At 42.3% G+C, this 17,936-nt stretch carries 16 protein-coding genes; 13 read left to right on the top strand and 3 right to left on the bottom strand.

Translation table 11 applies throughout. The features are described from left to right. The first annotated feature begins 121 nt into the window (after positions 1-121). Genes G548_RS0112645 through narI form a run of 7 tightly spaced genes read left to right on the top strand, consistent with a single transcriptional unit; the run spans position 122 to position 7,634 of the window. Positions 122-538 (top strand): hypothetical protein, encoded by a 417-nt coding sequence (locus G548_RS0112645; RefSeq protein ID WP_022794520.1) that lies wholly within the window; start codon positions 122-124, stop codon positions 536-538. A 13-nt stretch (positions 539-551) separates the two neighbouring features. After that, positions 552-854 (top strand): hypothetical protein, encoded by a 303-nt coding sequence (locus G548_RS0112640; RefSeq protein ID WP_022794519.1) that lies wholly within the window; start codon positions 552-554, stop codon positions 852-854. A gap of 12 nt (positions 855-866) precedes the next feature. Next, positions 867-1,118 carry a hypothetical protein gene (locus G548_RS0112635; RefSeq protein WP_022794518.1) on the top strand — a complete coding sequence of 84 codons (252 nt, stop codon included), beginning with the start codon at positions 867-869 and terminating at the stop codon, positions 1,116-1,118. A 21-nt stretch (positions 1,119-1,139) separates the two neighbouring features. After that, complete coding sequence (locus G548_RS0112630) at positions 1,140-4,817, top strand: nitrate reductase subunit alpha (protein ID WP_022794517.1); 3,678 nt, start codon at positions 1,140-1,142, stop codon at positions 4,815-4,817. Next, positions 4,807-6,279: a nitrate reductase subunit beta gene (gene narH / locus G548_RS0112625; protein ID WP_022794516.1), complete on the top strand. Its 1,473-nt coding sequence runs from the start codon at positions 4,807-4,809 to the stop codon at positions 6,277-6,279. The genes G548_RS0112630 and narH overlap by 11 nt, the downstream gene beginning before the upstream one ends. Positions 6,280-6,303: 24 nt before the next feature. After that, positions 6,304-6,909: a nitrate reductase molybdenum cofactor assembly chaperone gene (gene narJ, locus G548_RS0112620; RefSeq protein WP_022794515.1), complete on the top strand. Its 606-nt coding sequence runs from the start codon at positions 6,304-6,306 to the stop codon at positions 6,907-6,909. Between the two features lie 32 nt (positions 6,910-6,941). Continuing rightward, positions 6,942-7,634 carry a respiratory nitrate reductase subunit gamma gene (narI, locus tag G548_RS0112615; RefSeq protein ID WP_022794514.1) on the top strand — a complete coding sequence of 231 codons (693 nt, stop codon included), beginning with the start codon at positions 6,942-6,944 and terminating at the stop codon, positions 7,632-7,634. A gap of 184 nt (positions 7,635-7,818) precedes the next feature. Here the strand turns inward: narI and G548_RS0112610 are convergent, their stop codons facing one another. Together G548_RS0112610 and G548_RS0112605 are read right to left on the bottom strand one after the other, a co-directional pair. After that, positions 7,819-9,330, bottom strand: a complete 1,512-nt coding sequence (locus G548_RS0112610; protein ID WP_022794513.1) for a nitrate/nitrite transporter — start codon at positions 9,328-9,330, stop codon at positions 7,819-7,821. Positions 9,331-9,475: 145 nt separating this feature from the next. Then, on the bottom strand, positions 9,476-10,186 hold the full coding sequence (locus G548_RS0112605) for a Crp/Fnr family transcriptional regulator (protein WP_022794512.1): 711 nt from the start codon (positions 10,184-10,186) through the stop codon (positions 9,476-9,478). A gap of 357 nt (positions 10,187-10,543) precedes the next feature. Here G548_RS0112605 and hmpA point away from each other — a divergent pair, with 357 nt between their 5' ends. The 5 genes from hmpA (at position 10,544) to G548_RS0112570 (ending at position 16,110) form a co-directional block, all read left to right on the top strand. Continuing rightward, positions 10,544-11,758, top strand: a complete 1,215-nt coding sequence (gene hmpA, locus G548_RS0112600; protein WP_022794511.1) for an NO-inducible flavohemoprotein — start codon at positions 10,544-10,546, stop codon at positions 11,756-11,758. Positions 11,759-11,866: 108 nt separating this feature from the next. Further along, the gene (locus G548_RS19250; protein WP_022794510.1) at positions 11,867-12,043 is read left to right on the top strand and encodes a hypothetical protein; all 177 of its coding nucleotides are present in this window, start codon (positions 11,867-11,869) and stop codon (positions 12,041-12,043) included. Between the two features lie 864 nt (positions 12,044-12,907). After that, a complete protein-coding gene (locus G548_RS19245; protein WP_022794508.1) occupies positions 12,908-13,051 on the top strand; it encodes a hypothetical protein in 144 nt (47 codons plus the stop codon). 698 nt (positions 13,052-13,749) lie between these two features. Then, complete coding sequence (locus G548_RS0112575) at positions 13,750-14,457, top strand: Crp/Fnr family transcriptional regulator (protein WP_022794506.1); 708 nt, start codon at positions 13,750-13,752, stop codon at positions 14,455-14,457. A gap of 828 nt (positions 14,458-15,285) precedes the next feature. Beyond that, on the top strand, positions 15,286-16,110 hold the full coding sequence (locus G548_RS0112570; RefSeq protein WP_169435248.1) for an STAS domain-containing protein: 825 nt from the start codon (positions 15,286-15,288) through the stop codon (positions 16,108-16,110). Positions 16,111-16,200: 90 nt separating this feature from the next. Here G548_RS0112570 and G548_RS0112565 read toward each other — a convergent pair whose 3' ends face one another. Then, positions 16,201-17,430 (bottom strand): mechanosensitive ion channel, encoded by a 1,230-nt coding sequence (locus G548_RS0112565; RefSeq protein ID WP_022794504.1) that lies wholly within the window; start codon positions 17,428-17,430, stop codon positions 16,201-16,203. A 279-nt stretch (positions 17,431-17,709) separates the two neighbouring features. On the opposite strand from G548_RS0112565, the gene G548_RS0112560 reads away from it, so the two are divergent. Then, the coding region (locus G548_RS0112560) for a transposase (protein ID WP_022794143.1) at positions 17,710-17,936 on the top strand (227 nt) is incomplete at its 3' end.

Raw genomic sequence — 17,936 nt, 5'->3', positions numbered from 1 at the left:
AATGTCGAGGGAGCTGTTAGATGTGATTTTTATCACAGCGAACACCATTTAAATAGTATATCGTGAGAGTAATTCAAAGATGAAAAATGATGGGATAACACGAAAACAAGGGGGAAGAAGTATGTCCGGACCGGCGTTAAGAAAAGTAGAAAGTCATTCTTCTATTCATGAGGCAGCTTTAACAGAAGCCAGTGAATTAACTGAACTGCTGGAGAACCTCTTATCACAAAACGACAATGATAAAGCCTACCAGGTGGCCTGTATTCTGCTCGAGCATTGGGAGTCGCGAACATTACAGCATGCAGAAAGTGAAGAAGAGGGGCTTTATCAGGAAATTAAAAAAGAATTCCCTGAACACTACGATGCTATTACAGCCCTAGTGCGGGATCATGACATGCTAAGAGAAATTGCTGCCTACATTAAAGATCAATTGGCTGAGCAGGTTATCAATCAAGATATTGCGCATCAGTTTCGTGCATTAATCATAATTGATGAACTTCACAATATTAAAGAATTAACGGTCCTGCCAGAGCACTAAGGGAGGGTGAAAAATGACGAAAAAAGAAATTCCTTTAAGATTTTATAATACAGATTTATATCAGATACTGCTAAATCAGCTAGCCCACTTTCATATACATCCTCATGATATAGAGGCTTCAGTCCAAAGGAAAGAAAGTAAGTATACGGTCATTCTTCGATTTGGAGAAGAGTTTTCACATGAACAAACAAAAGATTTTACTGATGAGGGTTTTATTCATGAGAAAGAGAATATTATAGAATTTTTTTATATTTTTGCAAAACAATGTAAAGAGGTAATGATCGGTGATTATTATCAAATGATGAAGCCGAAATAAGGAGAGGTTTTTATGTTCCAATACGAAAAAGACGCCATGCTCATCCAGGATCAGGAAGACTTAATCAATTTATTGCAAATGCGTTTTGGGGAGATTGCTCCAGAAGTGGTAACAGCGATTTGCACCCTTGAAGACATGGAACAAGTGGAAAGGTTAATTTTAGTAGCAGCCAATGCCCCTGAGTACAGGGTGTTTTTGGAAGAATTAGAAATGAAAGATGGTTTCAAGATTACTGGCGAGCGATTCAATCCGTTATCGAAATAAGCATGAAAGGAGGAAGAGGGTATGGGCGGCAGCCGAAAAAAAATACTTCAGCACCTTAGGCATTTAAAAAGCGGAAATAAAATCAATCAAAATTGGAGTGAAGAAAGCCCAAGGGATAGAGACTGGGAAAAGCTGTACCGGGATCGCTGGCAGCACGACAAGGTGGTGCGGTCCACCCACGGGGTGAATTGTACCGGCTCCTGCAGTTGGAAAATATATGTGAAAGACGGAATTATTACTTCCGAAACACAGCAGACAGATTATCCTACTACTGGAGAAGACTTTCCAGAGTATGAGCCGCGCGGCTGTCCGAGAGGGGCCAGTTTTTCATGGTACACGTACAGTCCAATCCGGGTGAAGTATCCTTATATACGAAGTGAACTGTATCAATTGTGGAAAGCTGAAAAAGAAGCGGGAGCCGATGCTGTTACAGCATGGGAAAACATCGTCAATGATCCCGTCAAAAGAGAACGCTATGTAAGCGCGAGAGGAAAAGGCGGATTTGTCCGTGTTCACTGGAAAGAGGTCTGCGAGATTATCGCCAGTGCCTCCATTCATACTATTAAATCATATGGTCCGGATAGAATTGCTGGTTTTAGTCCGATACCTGCAATGTCAATGGTCAGCTATGCTGCTGGATCCAGGTTTTTGTCTCTGATCGGGGGGACTATCATCAGCTTTTACGATTGGTATGCAGATCTTCCTCCTGCTTCTCCACAGGTATGGGGAGAACAGACAGATGTTCCGGAAAGTGCAGACTGGTATAATGCCAAATACTTTATTATCTGGGGCACAAATCTTCCGCAAACAAGAACTCCGGATGCTCATTTTATGGTCGAGGCCAGGTACAATGGCACCAAGGTTATTGGGGTAAGCCCCGATTATGCTGAGTATGAAAAATTTGCGGATTTGTGGCTTCCAGCTAGGGCAGGTACAGACGGGGCACTTGCAATGGCTATGACACATGTGATTTTGAAAGAATTTTATGTACAACGAACCGTTCCTTATTTTACAAATTATGCGAAGCAGTATACAGATCTTCCGTTCTTAGTAATTTTAAACAGGAAAAATGAAAACTATCGATCCGGCCGGTTTTTACATGCATCAGACATTACGGAAAAGACTGTGCAGGGCGAATGGAAAACCGTCGTTTATGATCAAAATACACATACGCTTGAAATACCGAATGGCTCCCAGGGATTTCGTTGGGATGATTCGTCCAATTGGAATCTTGACCTTAATAAAGAAGACGGCAGCTTCATTGAGCCTGCTTTAAGCTTTTACGGGGACGCAGACAGTGAAGTTTTAGTGGAATTTCCGGATTTTTCTTCCCCTTCTAGTAAAATTACGTCTAAAGGCGTTCCAGTAAAACACATCGCCAGTATTGATGGAGAAGAATTATTGGTTACTACTGTGTTCGATCTTTTATTGGCTCATGTCGGAGTTGATCGTGGTTTAACGGGAGATTATGCTGCAAGCTATGATGATGAAGCAGCGTATACTCCTGCATGGCAGGAAAGCCTGACAGGAGTTAATAAAAATCATGTTATCCAAGTGGCAAGAGAATTCGCCGATACAGCAGAAAGAACGAAAGGTCGGGCCATGATTGCTATGGGCGGGGGGACGAACCACTGGTACCACAGCGATCAAATTTATCGCTCTATTTTGAATTTAGTACTTTTAACAGGATGCCAGGGAGTGAACGGGGGAGGCTGGGCCCATTATGTAGGACAGGAAAAAGTGCGTCCGCTTGAAGGATGGCAGCAGGTTGCGTTTGCAAACGATTGGTCGAAGCCGAGACTGCAAAACGGCACATCATTCTTTTATTTTATTACAGACCAATTTCGTTACGAAGAAAAGTCAGATGCTTCTGCAAGGAGCTGGGGAGAAAATTATACACAGAAGCACCCTGCTGATATGAATGCATTAGCTGTGCGTCTTGGGTGGCTTCCTTCTTTTCCTCAATTCTCCCAAAATTCAATTGATATCGTGAAAAATGCAAAAGAAGAAGGAGCTTCAACGGAAGAGGAAATCATTCAAAATACTGTGGACAAAATTGTAAATGAAGAGCTGGACTGGGCAGTGGAGAATCCCAATGATTCACGCAATTTTCCAAAAGTATTTTTTAACTGGCGTTCTAATCTCTTAGGAGACAGCGCAAAAGGCCATGAGTTTTTTATTAAACACCTGGTAGGAGGAGACAGTCAACTTTTGACGGATACCACTCATTCTTGGCAGCCCGAAGACATTAACTATGATGAAAAGCCACCGGAAGGAAAAGCGGATTTACTTGTGGCAATAGATTTTCGGATGACTGGTTCAGGACTTTATTCTGATATCGTACTTCCAGCAGCTACATGGTATGAGAAATATGATATCAGCAGCACGGACATGCATCCATTTATACACCCATTTAATGCAGCTATCACTCCACCGTGGGAAACGAAAAGCGATTGGAATACCTTCAGAGAAATTAGTAAGGCTTTCTCCGTCTTAGCAAAAGAGCATCTCCCTGTTACAGAAGATCTGCTTATGACGCCGCTTGCCCATGACACCAAGCAGGAAATATCACAGGTGAATGGAGAGGTGAAGGACTGGCGTAAGGGGGAAGTAAAAGCGATACCCGGTAAAACAATGCCTCAATTCCAAATCGTTCAAAGGGATTACCCTAATGTTTATGAGCAAATGACTACAATAGGTGAAAATATAAAAAAAGGTTATGGAAGTAAAGATATTAAACTCCCTGGAGAAAAGATTTATGAAGAACTGAAGGGACGCCTTGGTGTTTCTAAGCGGGATGGAGTTGGAAAAGGGCACCCCGAGATTTTTAAAGACAAGCAGGTAATAGAAGCTATATTGTCCATGTCGGGTGCCTCAAATGGCAAGCGTGCTGTAGAAGGATGGACCTCCATGGAGAAAAAAACTGGTAAGCAGCTAACAGAAATTGCTCAGGGCCATGAGGAAAATGAAATGACTCTTGCAGACATTACGGCGCAGCCTCGCCAGGCTATTTCAACGCCTGTATGGAGTGGAATGGAAAAAGACAAACGAAGATATTCTCCATTTACTGTTAATACTGAATATAAAATTCCATGGAGAACTTTAACAGGCCGGCAAAGCTTTTATGTAGACCACGAAGTAATAAGAGACTTTGGCGAAGCGCTGCCTTTATATATCCCCCCTCTCTCGCACGGTCCTTATTTAAAAGGAGAGAAGGAAGTAGATAATCCAGGAGCTTCTATTACGCTTCGATATTTGACGCCTCACCAAAAATGGGGCATACACTCAATGTTTACGGATACTACAAATATGTCCACTTTATTTCGGGGATGGCAGACAGTATGGATGAACGAAAAAGACGCTGCTTCTATTGGCGTAAAAGATAATGACTGGATTGAAGTGTACAACCGAAATGGAGCAGTAGCTGCACGGGCGGTACTAACGTATAGAATTCCCGAAGGAATGGCTTATATGTATCATGCGCAGGATCGAACGATGGGAGTCCCGGGCACAAAAGCTGGAGGGAAAAGAGGCGGCACGCATAATAGTGTGACAAAAATTTCAATGAAACCCACTCATATGATCGGCGGATACTCTCAATTAAGCTATGGATTTAATTATTATGGTCCAACAGGAAGCCAGCGGGACACAGTGACGATAATAAGACCGTTAGGGGAGGTTGATTGGCTTGAGAATTAAAGCTCAGGTTGCAATGGTAATGCATTTAGATAAATGTATTGGATGTCATACATGCTCGGTAACATGCAAAAACACGTGGACTAATCGGCCGGGTGCTGAATACATGTGGTTTAACAACGTAGAAACGAGGCCAGGACCAGGATACCCAAAAGAATGGGAAAAGACTAGCCATTTTAAAGGAGGATGGGAATTAAAGAAAGGAAAGCTTCGTTTAAAAGCAGGAGGGCCCATCACGAAACTCGCTACCATTTTCGCTAACCCTAACATGGCAACCATGGATGATTATTATGAGCCCTGGACATACGATTATGAAGCACTGATTGACAGCCCGAGAAAAGAGAACCAGCCGGTTGCAAGGCCTAAATCCATGATTACTAATAAATATATTGATAAACCGGAATGGGGACCGAACTGGGATGACGATTTGGCCGGCGGCAGCGAAGTGGTGCCATTGGATGCAAACTTTGACACACTGCAGGAACACATTTCGATGGAATATGAAAAAACATTTATGATGTATTTGCCAAGAATATGCGAACATTGTCTGAATCCTTCGTGTGTAGCTTCCTGCCCTTCTGGAGCTTTGTACAAACGAGACGAAGATGGAATTGTATTAGTGGACCAGGATGAGTGCCGCGGATGGCGTTTTTGTGTGAGCGGGTGTCCGTACCATAAAGTGTATTATAACTGGCATACCCACAAAGCAGAAAAGTGTAATTTTTGTTACCCAAGAACGGAAGCAGGCCTGCCGACGATCTGTTCTGAAACATGTGTAGGTCGTATACGGTATATAGGCGTTATTTTATACGACGCCGATAAAGTGAAAGAAGCCGCATCTGTAGAAGACCCACAGGATTTGTACGAGGCACAGATGGAGGCATTTTTAGATCCATTTGATGAAGAAGTTATTGCAGAGGCGGAGAAGGCAGGAATAAATGCAGACTGGATCCAAAGCGCCCAGGAGTCACCAGTATATAAGATGGCTGTGAAATGGAGAATTGCTCTTCCGCTGCACCCAGAATATCGGACACTTCCGATGGTCTGGTATGTGCCGCCTCTCAGTCCAATTATGAACCACATTACAAACGAAGAAGACTTGCAGACAGATGGGTATATACCGGCCGTCGATCAAATGCGCATCCCGATGGAGTACCTTGCATCAATTCTTTCAGCAGGTGATACAGCAGTAATTAGAAAAATCCTTCTCAAGCAGACTGCTATGAGGGTCCACATGAGATCAGTAAATGTTGGAGGTGTAGATGACATATCGAAAAGCCGGTTGCTTGAGGAAGCGGACCTGGACGTAGAAACGATAGAGGACATGGTGCGTCTTTTGGGAGTGGCAAAATATAATGAGCGTTTTGTTATTCCTACTGGAAGAAGAGAAATGGATGATAATTTATACGCCAAACAAGGAGCCTGCAGCCTTGAGGATATTGCTCCTCCCGAAGGGTTATTTTAAGCAGCTGAGACAGGAGGCAATAGTATGGAGGCAACACTTCTAAAAAACAATGTGTTATTTATAACTGCGAACTTATTGAGCTATCCTGACCCAGGGAAGCAGTCAAATAGTTTGATATTTGAATTGATAGAAGACCTTGGGGAGAACACAGATATTCAAAACAGATTGACCCGGGTAATAGAACTGTTTGAAAAGACGCCATTAATCGAATTACAGCAAGAGTATGTGGCGGCATTTGATTTAAAAGGGGCTGCGAACCTCTATATGACAAACCATGAATTTGGGGACAGTCCGAAACGGGGCCAGGCGTTAATTGAATTACAGACGACTATTGAGAATTTAGGTTTTATCCGTACTACAAAAGAGTTAGCTGATTATATTCCTATGCTATTAGAGCTTTTATCTGTTTCTGAGAGCACAGTTGAAACAGAACGATTGGAAATACGGCTTTCAAAGGTGATTTACAATATAAAAGACCATGTAGATATAAATACTCCTTTTTTAGAAATTTTTTCCGTTATGACAGATTATGTTTTTGAAAAGCCGACAGATCAGCAATTAGCCGATTTAAAAGCAGGCCAGGAAAAGGCGGATCTCGACGAAATGCCTTTCCCTATCATGTATCAATAGTATTTTTGTGCATTAATGAAAGGAGGTAGTAAATGGATATTTTTTGGTGGCTCATATTTCCGTATTTGTGCTTAACAATCATGATCGTTGGCACACTTTATCGTTTTATGTTTACTCAAAAAAGCTGGGCTGCACCGTCGACAGAGTTTTTTGAAAAGAAATGGCTGAATCTTGCTTCGCCTATTTTTCATTATGGCCTTTTGTTTGCCTTTGCGGGACACGTCATGGGGATACTAATACCAACGGAGTTTTACCACTTTGTAGGCATATCCGATCACTTGTATCATGACTTCGCTATCATTGGAGGAAGTATCGCAGGAATTATGGTTATGGTCGGTGCGATTATGCTTCTTATAAGAAAAATAGTAGTTGACCCGATAAGAATTCATGCCACGTTTGCAGACTTTTTTTCCGTTACAGCCATACTAATTATTTCTGCTATCGGTGTATACATGACAATTATTTATAATACATTCGTAGTCGTTTACGAATACCGGGACACGATAAGTATTTGGTTTCGAAGTATATTTTATTTTCAGCCTCAATACGAATTAATGGCAAACGTTCCATTTATCTTTAAACTTCACGTAGTGGCAGCATTTGGACTTTTTGCCTCGATTCCTTTTACCAGGCTAGTTCATTTTTACAGTGTACCGGTAACGTATCCTGCCAGGGCTCCGCAGCAGTATCGCTCTCGTAACTCTTATAAAGAAAAGGACAATTAAATTCATGCAGTTCACCAGCTGCCGCAAAAAATAAAAGAGGTGGTCTGTTCCCTTTTGGGAGCAGATCTTTTTGCATTTAAAATAGAAAATAATTTTTTATTATTGGTATAAGAAAAAGCTGAAGCAGGGAAAGGCATTCCGGCTTCAGCTTAAACTTTTTTCGTGAAAATGTTTAAAATAGATTTTAAGAATTCGAGGCGTGGGTGGTTTGGTTGGATAAATCATTAAACTGTCCAATATAATATAAAGGTTCTCCATGCTCTGATTCAACCCTTGTGATTGTTAGCCATTCCTTATAAACAGAGCCATTCTTACGCTTGTTCCAGATTTCTCCCTGCCAAAAGCCTGTTTTCTTTAACTCATTCCACATTTTTTGATAAAAAGATGATTCATGATAACCGGATTGCAGAATTTTAGGGGATTTCCCCAACGCTTCTTCTTCTTTATAACCGGTAACCTCTGTGAAGGCCGGGTTGATTTTAATTATCGCTCCTTCTGTGTCAGTGATCATCAAGCCCTGGGCAGTATTTTGAATAATCTTTCGCTCGAACATAAGCTTTTCATTGAAAAATAACCAGGAAACAATGATTAGACTCGCCAGAGAAAGCTGGGAAAGCGCCATAAATCCGATAGCGTAATGCCCAGTAATACTAAAAACTGTAGAGAGAACAATCGGAGGAAAAAAGCCGCCGAGTCCCCCCATTGCTGCGACCAATCCGTTGACAATGCCTGCCTGTCTGGAAAAATGAAGGGGTACAAGCTTAAAGACCGTTCCATTCCCAATACCTGAACAAATGGCGACGGACAGAACGCCCACAGTGTATATTGTTAAACTGGGAGAAAAAGAAAGTATAACACCGGCCACAGTGAGCCCGCTGAAAACATATAATAAAATTACGTAGGGATTCCATCTGTCGGAAAGAAAGCCGCCCACAGGCCTTATTAAAGTGGTAAGTGCTATAAAGCCGGCGGTGCGAATGCCTGCATCCACCGAAGTTAAATCATAATAATTGGTTAAAAAATTTGGAAGATACACAGTGAACGCTACAAAAGAACCGAAGGTAATAAAATAAAAGAGACATAAACACCAGACGACAGCGTTATTGTATACTTCTTTAACCTGATGAAGTAATGATACATTGACTTTCTTTTCATTTTTATCCCCAAAAATTAACATAAGAAGAGCAAAAATGATTAAAAGGAGTAAATGAACACGAACTGTACTTTGCCAGCTAATAGCCTCTGCTAATAATGGTGCGGCAAATGTAGTAACTGCCGTACCTATGTTTCCGACACCATAAACACCATTTATTAATCCGTGCTTTTCTTTAGGGTAGTACTTTGGCAATGAAGTTACACCAATAGAAAAAACCGCCCCGCCAATACCTAAAAAGAAACCGCCAATAAGCAGATCGATAAAGGAGCTTGCGATGCTTACATAAAAGACAGGAAATAAAAGTAAGATGAAGCTAATGGTGAAAATAAGTTTAGCGCCAAACTTGTTTGCGTAATACCCCATGGGAATTCTAAGTAAAGAGCCTAAAATAACAGGTACTGCAGTAGCAAAAGAAGCCTGGGAATCCGTTAATGAAATGTCCGTTCTAATGTAGGGCATAAGAGAAGATATTAATACCCAAATCATAAATCCAACGATCAGACTCGAAGTTTGTAAAGGAAGTTGTATATTCTTTTTCATCAAAACATTCCCCTTCACTCAATGATAAGCTCCATGAAACAAGTAAAGCTTATCAAAAGAGCGAAAGGAGACGATGTGATATTTATCACGTTCTGATAAAAAATATTTACAGTGCATGCAATCGATTACTAGAAATAGTAGACATCTAATCAATTCTACAAATGCTTACAGGACAATTCTCACAATTGATTTGTTCGCGCAGGTATTCGATTCTATACACAATAATGTGTCCATTACTCATCACATCAAGAACATCCATATTTTTCAGGTCACGCAGCATACGGTTCACGTTTTCCCGGCTGGTGATGCAGAATTTAGCCAGCTCGTAGTGGGTTAAATGGATGTCGAGTTCAATGCCATTCTCTCGTTGGATCCCATAGCTATTTGATAAGCGGATAATCGTGGAGTAGAGTGCCCCCTTCTTTCCATAAGAAATAAGGTCACGGATTTTTATTTGATTAATACGCATCATAGTGCTCATCCATTTCATGAATTCGATGGCTAAGCCAGGATCCATAGAAAGCTTTTTCTCTAAATTATTTTTTTCTATCACAAGTACACGGCTGTCCTCAGCAGCCCAAGCGCTAAGCATATATCTGGAATCTTCTGAAAAAAGAGTAAGTTCGCCGATAATATCTCCGGACTTAGCAACACGCATATTAAACTCTTTACCGTCAGGGTTGACCTTGCTTATATAGAAAAAACCGGCTTCAATTAAATACAATTCTGAGGCATGGGCACCTTCATGAAATAAATAACTATTCTTTTGAATTTCTTTCAAGTTACTGACAGCAGTTAAATAGGAGATTAGTTTATTGGGAAGACCGGAACGATTCTTCTTTTGATTTGTATTCATATTAACTTATAACCCCCCCATATAAAAGCTTTTAATAGTTAATTAGGATGGTGATGATGCAAATGGCAAAAACAATCGAAAGAGTGGTAATTGTATTTGGTAGTTTACTATGCAAATCAAATGTATATTAAAGCGATTTTATCATATCAGCGATCTTATAAATACAGAGAAAGTGCAAAACAATAATAAACCTCATAAAAGAATAAGTTCAAAATTTTATTATTTTTTGAGGACCAGAGAATCCAAAAGGAATGGATTGTGAACGTTTAATGAAAGATGTCTAAAAGTATAGATTTAAATATGTATTTATAATACACTTTTTATAGAAGTTAAAAACGTTTTCATTGGAGGAATTCGATGCTTGCACAACACACAATTGAAACTGTAAAAGCGACAGCCCCGGCTATTCAGGCCAACGCCGCTGCTATCGGCAACCGATTTTATGAAATGCTATTTGAAAAAGCACCTGAGCTGCGAAACATGTTTAACCAGACGAACCAGGAAACAGGCGTACAGCCGGAAGCTCTTGCTTATTCTGTCTACCAGGCCGGAGCGAATATTGACCGTCTGGAAGAGCTTCGTCCTACTATTGAACGCATAGCGGAAAAACACCGGGCGCTGGATGTCAGGCCGGAACATTATGGATTAGTAGGGGAAACATTGCTCGAAGCAGTGGAGGAAGTGCTTGGAGACGCAGCCACCCCGGAAATTCTGGACGCGTGGGGAGAAGCGTATCACGCGCTTGCTGATATTTTTATTCAAAAAGAAGCAGTCAAGTATGAAGAAGTGGAAGCCGCCCGGGGCGGATGGACGGGCTACCGTCCGTTTTATGTAGCGGAAAAAGTGCCGGAGAGCGATGTCATTACTTCGTTTTACTTAAAGCCGCAGGACGGGGAGGCGATTATACCGCAGCAGCCAGGACAGTATTTAACGCTGCAGGCAGATATTGAGGGCGAGCCTTACACACATATGCGTCACTACAGCCTGTCGGATGCTCCAAATGAAAACTATTACCGGATCAGCGTGAAGCGGGAGGATCCTGAGAATGGAAATCCGGCCGGCATTGTGTCGAATTATCTGCACCGGGATGTAAACGAGGGAGATGTGCTGTTGTTCGCAGCGCCGGCAGGAGAATTTGTGATAGAAACAGAGGAAATGCCAATTGTGTTAATCAGCGGGGGCGTTGGTATTACTCCGATGATGAGTATGCTGAATACACTTGTGCAGGAAGAGTCGAAACGTAAGGTGACATTTATTCACGCCGCTGACAGCAGTAAGGTTCATGCTATGAAAGCACATGTGAAGCAGCTGGAAGACACGTATTCAAATATCGAGGCCTACACCTGTTATTCAATACCTTCGGAGCAAGACCGCTCGAACGAAATGTTTGATAAAGAAGGGCATATTGATGCCCCGTGGCTGGAAACCGTCCTTCCTGACGAACAGGCAGATTTTTATTTCTGCGGTCCGACGCCTTTTATGCAAGTAGTTAACGGAATTTTAAAGGACAGAGGAGTGCCGGCAGAGCGTCGCCATTATGAAGTTTTCGGTCCGGAAAGCACGATTGAATAAAAGATTCACAGAAAAAATAATATGTATACACCTAGGGAAATGTCAATTCCAGAAAAATTCCTTATATTATAAAGGGACGAAGTAAACTTAAATGAAAAGAGGGGTACAATGACACCATTTTCAGACGAAAAAACGATACGTTTACAGAAAGCACTGCAAGAGGCCATGGCCCCATTGGAACGTCGCTTACAAGCAGTGGAAGCAGGACTTAAGCAAACACAAAAAAACCAGGAGGAATTAATGCTTCTCTTGACGACTGGTCATGAGAGCACTAAAGAAAAATAAAAAGCGGAAACGAAAGGCTTTTAGACTGTCGAGAAGGAGACTTTTTCGACAGTTTTTTTATAAGTAATTGTCTGGAAGAATCAAAGGAGAAAGCGAAAAGAGAGGTGAGGCTATGCTTGGCAAAGCGGAAATTCGCCGAGAAGATCAAGTAACTGTCCTCCGGCGCCCTCCCATGAGCAGGCAGAACTGGTTGCTCAACACGATAATATTCAAAGATATCGTCCGGGCGGCCGAGGCTCAGAGCCTTGCCGACGACCGTGTCCCAGAGTAGCTTCCCCAAGACCATGGGCGGAATTACCCGGTATCTGTGGAAGGAATTCAAGAATCAAGTCCAGGCCTGTAAATGGAGAAAAACAGGAAAGGTTTTGTACGGCTTACGGATACAGATTATAGATGAAGTTTTAGGAGCGTTTAGGAGTCCCTTTCCCTCCGGGTTTCAATATGTCCGGTACCGCAGAAGCTCATTTGACCAGAAATAATTATTTTTCACTTCTATTTATTAAAATATGAAAATCGCTTCTTGCTCGTTAAAAAAGTAGTCTAAAAAGTGAGGTTATCGATAAAGAAATCAAAAATGAGCCACAAAAAGATGCCAAGTACTGCCACTGTTAGAATTGTCAAAAATCCGTAGCCCAAGATATATCGAAAAGTGAAATCGAACTCGTGCCTGTAGAAGAAAAGTTCGGATGGTCGTATGTAGGGCGGTTTTAAAAAATGCAAGACAAAATGTTGAATACATCACCACTTTTTTAAGAAAACTAAACAAAAATTGACCGGCATCAACGAATAAGTTCTTAGATGTCCTTATACTAAAAATAGAATCAAACAAAGGGGAGTTTTATCGAAAGAAAGGGTGAATGAAAGATGACAAAGGCTTACACGGAGAGGTTTTATACTTCTTTAGAGATCGATCGGATGATTAACGAAGGAGGTCATGTCGATGAAGCATACGAGATTGAACCTTCATTGTCTCAGGAAACAATGGAGAAAGAGCTGTATCAAAGGTGAATATAAGCGATGCGTAGACGATAGCCCTTTATAAAACAATAAAAGAAAGAACGGTGATGGTCATGGCTGTTCATAATTTAACTTTTATTTCTTGGGAATTTAGCTTTGCTTCTATTATCCAAAACTATCTTTCGGTATTTATTCTTGCCATTCTAACACTTGTTTTTTCGCTCCTTTTACGATCGGCCATAGTCTTTTGGATACAAATAGGCTTGTTAGTTTTCTTTTATGCCATCGAAGCCTTATGGGGGAGTATAGGTTATATGACTGCTACTGCGTGTCAGGTACTGCTTAGCGTCCTGGTCGCTGTAGGGTATCTTAAGGCGGTCAACTATAATTACCATTTAATCTTGGAGAAAACTCATCGTATTCCTCGGAAGATTACCGTTCACGGGTATTCGGGAACGCGGCGCTCCTTTTTGATGATGCCTACTCTGTTCAAAAGCAAAAAGAATACTTGATTGTTAATCTTTATCTTTTTCATTTAAGAATACTTTGTTCCGGCGATTTTTATGTCCAATGAAAGAAAAGAGGGGTATAAAAGAATTAAAAAGCCACTCTTATCTTTCGACGAAGGAGAATCATTTACTGAAAATAGAAAATTTTTTTGGAAATCCATGAAGATACAAAAATGAAAACTATTATTTCAAGAAAAGGTAAAATAATCGTTTCTTATGAGGATATAGGAGGGAGCAAGCATGACACAGAACGATCCATGTTGTTCGGCAGTTACTACTCAGCGGGGACTCCATCGTTTGTGCATATCGATCGTGCCCATTTTTAATCACCTTGACCATGAAGACATGGAAAAAATTGCGAAAGTTACCGCCCCAATTACATTAAAGAAGGGAGAGCATTTATTCAGGGCAGGGGACTCTTCTCATTCCCTTTATATTATTCATCTTGGAAAGATTAAAGTGTATCGCTTAGCAGAAAACGGGAAAGAACAAGTCATTAGGATATTAACCCCTGGTGATTTCACCGGTGAACTTTCTCTTTTTACCGATTTAGTTCATGACACTTATGCCGTAGCGACAGAAGCGACAGACATTTGCCGGATCCAGCGTACGCAGGTGCAAGACATGTTGGTGGCGTATCCAGCGATTGCCTTAAAAGTTCTCCAAGAATTTTCCACCCGTTTGGATCAATCTGAAATGCAAACAACCCAATTGGGGACGGAGAGCATAGAGACTCGGCTCGGATTTTATCTGGCTCAGCAGATGGAAGAAAACCATTCTTCGGTTATTCAGCTACCAATGGCTCGGAAAGACCTTGCCTCTTTTCTCGGCACTACGCCGGAAACACTCAGTCGAAAATTAGCAGTATTCGAATCTAATGGATGGATCGCTCAGGAGGGCCAACGGCGCATAGCCATTTTAAACATGGATGCATTGCTGCTTGTTTGAGCACGAATATAGGCTAATATGCTAGAAATTGAAATAATAATATTTCATAAACACGTTCTTTGTTTCCAGAGAGCGTGTTTTTCTATGTGTTAACCAAGCACGGCTCCATGCTCTCTTTCAATACATGCTTTCTTTAATAAAAAATGTTCTGGAAATAGAACTATTAATAGTAAAAGCTATACCTTTGCATAAAAATAGTTTTAAGGAAGCCTTATTCCAAGAGTGCAGAGTTGCACGCTCTAATAGGAGGCACCATAATATGAGCCAGGAAAAACACCACCAAACAGAAACAACGAGCCCTCCTTTCTGGCCAAGGAGGGCTCGTTGCTACTGGAGATCTGCTGATAATCGCGATTATGTTAAGGGTGAGAAAGTACCGTGTTGCCATCGATTCAATCCCTGCGTACTAAGAACGGGGAGAGGCCTAGAGAGGTCATTCTATATAGAAGATTTATCGCTGATGGGTTGAGCTAGCGCCAGCATAATGACCACTCTATCATTAACCGGCGGTCGAAGTTGGAAATCAACGCCAGCTGCAACCAATTATCTCCTAATACATGTTAAAATAAAGAAAATCATGCTTCGGAGATGGTTCCGGATCGTTCTGAAAAAACATACAAGCACGGCTGGCTAATGCACCAACACAGAGCTTTCTTCGGGGAAAGCTGTGGTTTCTGACCTTTCAAGGAACAAAGTAGAATCCGTGGCGTTCGCTGGGAACAAGGCGTGCTGAACATGTAAACAACTCCTACAGATTCGGATCCTTGTCTCTTATCGTCAATTACGGGGGAAATCGTTAAACATGACATCGAACAGGGGGGATGGATGTTGTTTACATTTGATGCTTCAATGACGCTGCAGTCATTTTTGGACGCAAACAAACAGCTGTTTGAACAGACGCTTCTGGCGGAAGCGGAAGAGATCCGCTCGGATATCCGCCACATCCTGCAAAAGGGCCAGATTGATCTTCTTTACAGTGCTCAGCAGGTTCTGGCCTACACGTGTGAAGGAGAACAGGAACGCCTGCGTGCCTTTGCTGACCAAGAAGGAAAGGCGTGGGCTGTGGATACCATCGATCTTTCGTTCCAGCTCGAATGGGTACACGCCTTACGTCGCACGGCCTGGATTTTTATCGAAGCCTACGAAACACGGAAAGGGGTGACGGAAGCGATTTCTTTTTTTCGTCAAGAACGAGAGATCAATGACTGTTTGGATCTTTTCTTAAATACGTTTGTGTCGAGTTATACCGCCTATAAAGAGGCGTTGCTCCAGGAACAGGAAGCCTTAATCGAGACCTTATCGGCCCCGATCATTCCAGTTCATGCCTCGGTGAGTATTCTCCCAGTGACCGGAAATATGGAAGCCCAGCGCATGACCACATTGAAAGACCATGTGCTGCAAGCGGTGGGCGAACAGAAGCTTCGGGTCTTAATCATGGACCTTTCCGGGGTGGAATACCTATCCCCGGCGTTGGTGGAAATGTTTAACGGGATCATCAACGGCATTTCTTTGATGGGGTGCAAGCCGATTATGACAGGCATTCGCCCCAAATTGGCGGTGGAATTGACGGCCTCCTCCACGGCTTGGAATTCCAATGTTCAAACGATAGGGACGCTCCAGCAGGCGTTACAGGAGTATCTTCACGAGTATTAATCCTCAAACACGCTGGATACAATCATGTAGAAAACGACGAATGAAAAACCAGCGACGACTTTCAAGAAGTCGTCGCTGGTGGTTCCACCATTATTCTCCAGATTGATCTTTTTTCATTTTTATTTCCAATTTTTCAAGTTGCCGTTGGGCAAAGCCACGGCCACCAACCCCGAAAGAAATAGCAAAAGCAACAGCTAATCCGCCAAGAATCAGCAGGAAGGCCATGTTCACGATCCTGGAAGCGAACTGCAGCTGATCAAAGATCATGAAACCGGCGACGACCCAAATCACATACTTGGCAATGAGCCCGGAGCCGGTACTATTGGTGGTGCGCTGGATGAGCGACGAAGCAAAGTGGCCGCCAACGACAGCAAGGGCTAAAATGATCAGGGCACTGAAAACGAGTGGCAGATAACCAAGAATGGTGTTTCCGATCTGGTTGAGCACCTCGAATTGCAGAGTGTTAAAAGCTTCGATTACGAAGAACAACAGGATAAGCACCCGAACCGTTTGACTAATGACATTAGCAGCATCCACCTGACTGGCTGTTGAAGATGCCGTGCCAACATATTTTTGGTATAGCGAATTTACACCTGCATTTTTTAACAAGCTGTACAACAAATCCACAACGACTTTGGCAATCAGATAACCGATAGCAAGCAGAATGAGGGCCACGGTAATGGTAGGGATGGCCGCGAGAATCATGTTCAGCATGTTCGATATCGGAGCGGATACCGCTTCAATTTGCAGAGCATCAATACCAGTCGTAATAATAGGCAACAGGATGAGCACGAACAAAATATTTGCCAGCAGCTTGGATAGAGAGACACCGTCCTCCGCATCTTCCGACTGCTTCATCATGCGCCGGAAACGTTGATCAATGCGAAGGCTGTCCAATAAGCCAGCGACGAGGTCGCGAACGAACCGGGCAACGAAATAGCCGACCACAATGATAATGGTAGCTGCCAGGATGTTGGGAAGAAACCCAAGGAGTTTATTCATCATGTTGGAAATGGGATCGGAAACCGAAGCCATGCCAAGCGCATCTAGAATACCCGGTAAAAACAAAATAAAGACCAGATAATAGACAGCTTTACCGATCGAAGCGGCTGGACCTTCCTTTTTTGAGGATCGTTCGTCACTTGTCGAGGAAAGCTTTCGCTCCAATCCCGATTTTTGGACGAGTTTACGTACAATGGCACTGACGAGTTTGGCGACCACCCAGGCCACAATAAGTAATAAAAGGGCGGCGATAATGCCTGGGACGGCATTAGCGATCTGGTTCAAGAAACTGGACAATGAATCCTGCCATGCGTTCATACAACATTCCTCCTTAAAGTAAATGAAACGATACACATACTGGTAGAGGTTACCAGTATATAATTATATATTAACGCCGTAACCTTTCATTAAACATTATTTTTTACTATATGTAGTAGTTAACGAAAAAGTCTCACATATTAACAAGCGTAGAAGTGTCGTAAGTACCAATGTGAGAGCGTAAAATATTTTGTGTAAACGAGCGAACACGAAAAAAGGAAGTCCTTTTCTAGTAGAATGAAGTTAGCCGACCACATTCACAGAAAAGAGGACTTCCCTATGAATAATTTTACTACAGATATTGCTCACGCTCTAGTCCAACATCAGGATGTCAACGAGATCTTCCGATCTCATTTGGAACACGCCGTCAATCAGCTGCTTCAAACCGAATTAACGTCTTTTTTGGATTACGAGAAGTACGATGCGGCCGGCATTGGTTCCGGCAATTCCCGCAACGGCACGTACGAGCGCACGCTGAAAACCGAATTTGGGGAGCTGTCGCTGGC

It is taken from the genome of Marinococcus halotolerans DSM 16375, from assembly GCF_000420725.1.
Lineage (GTDB): Bacteria > Bacillota > Bacilli > Bacillales > Marinococcaceae > Marinococcus > Marinococcus halotolerans.
Note: the sequence above shows the minus strand (reverse complement) of the source record. Positions and strands in the feature narration are given on the sequence as shown.

What these genes read in the sequence shown, in the direction of transcription:
- hmpA (WP_022794511.1), top strand. Translation starts at nt 10,544, where the DNA reads ATGCTTGCACAACACACAATTGAAACTGTAAAAGCGACAGCCCCGGCT.
- G548_RS0112645 (WP_022794520.1), top strand. Translation starts at nt 122, where the DNA reads ATGTCCGGACCGGCGTTAAGAAAAGTAGAAAGTCATTCTTCTATTCAT.
- G548_RS19250 (WP_022794510.1), top strand. Translation starts at nt 11,867, where the DNA reads ATGACACCATTTTCAGACGAAAAAACGATACGTTTACAGAAAGCACTG.
- G548_RS0112630 (WP_022794517.1), top strand. Translation starts at nt 1,140, where the DNA reads ATGGGCGGCAGCCGAAAAAAAATACTTCAGCACCTTAGGCATTTAAAA.
- G548_RS0112605 (WP_022794512.1), bottom strand. Translation starts at nt 10,186, where the DNA reads ATGAATACAAATCAAAAGAAGAATCGTTCCGGTCTTCCCAATAAACTA.
- G548_RS0112640 (WP_022794519.1), top strand. Translation starts at nt 552, where the DNA reads ATGACGAAAAAAGAAATTCCTTTAAGATTTTATAATACAGATTTATAT.
- G548_RS0112635 (WP_022794518.1), top strand. Translation starts at nt 867, where the DNA reads ATGTTCCAATACGAAAAAGACGCCATGCTCATCCAGGATCAGGAAGAC.
- narI (WP_022794514.1), top strand. Translation starts at nt 6,942, where the DNA reads ATGGATATTTTTTGGTGGCTCATATTTCCGTATTTGTGCTTAACAATC.
- G548_RS19245 (WP_022794508.1), top strand. Translation starts at nt 12,908, where the DNA reads ATGACAAAGGCTTACACGGAGAGGTTTTATACTTCTTTAGAGATCGAT.
- G548_RS0112565 (WP_022794504.1), bottom strand. Translation starts at nt 17,430, where the DNA reads ATGAACGCATGGCAGGATTCATTGTCCAGTTTCTTGAACCAGATCGCT.
- G548_RS0112610 (WP_022794513.1), bottom strand. Translation starts at nt 9,330, where the DNA reads ATGAAAAAGAATATACAACTTCCTTTACAAACTTCGAGTCTGATCGTT.
- narJ (WP_022794515.1), top strand. Translation starts at nt 6,304, where the DNA reads ATGGAGGCAACACTTCTAAAAAACAATGTGTTATTTATAACTGCGAAC.
- G548_RS0112575 (WP_022794506.1), top strand. Translation starts at nt 13,750, where the DNA reads ATGACACAGAACGATCCATGTTGTTCGGCAGTTACTACTCAGCGGGGA.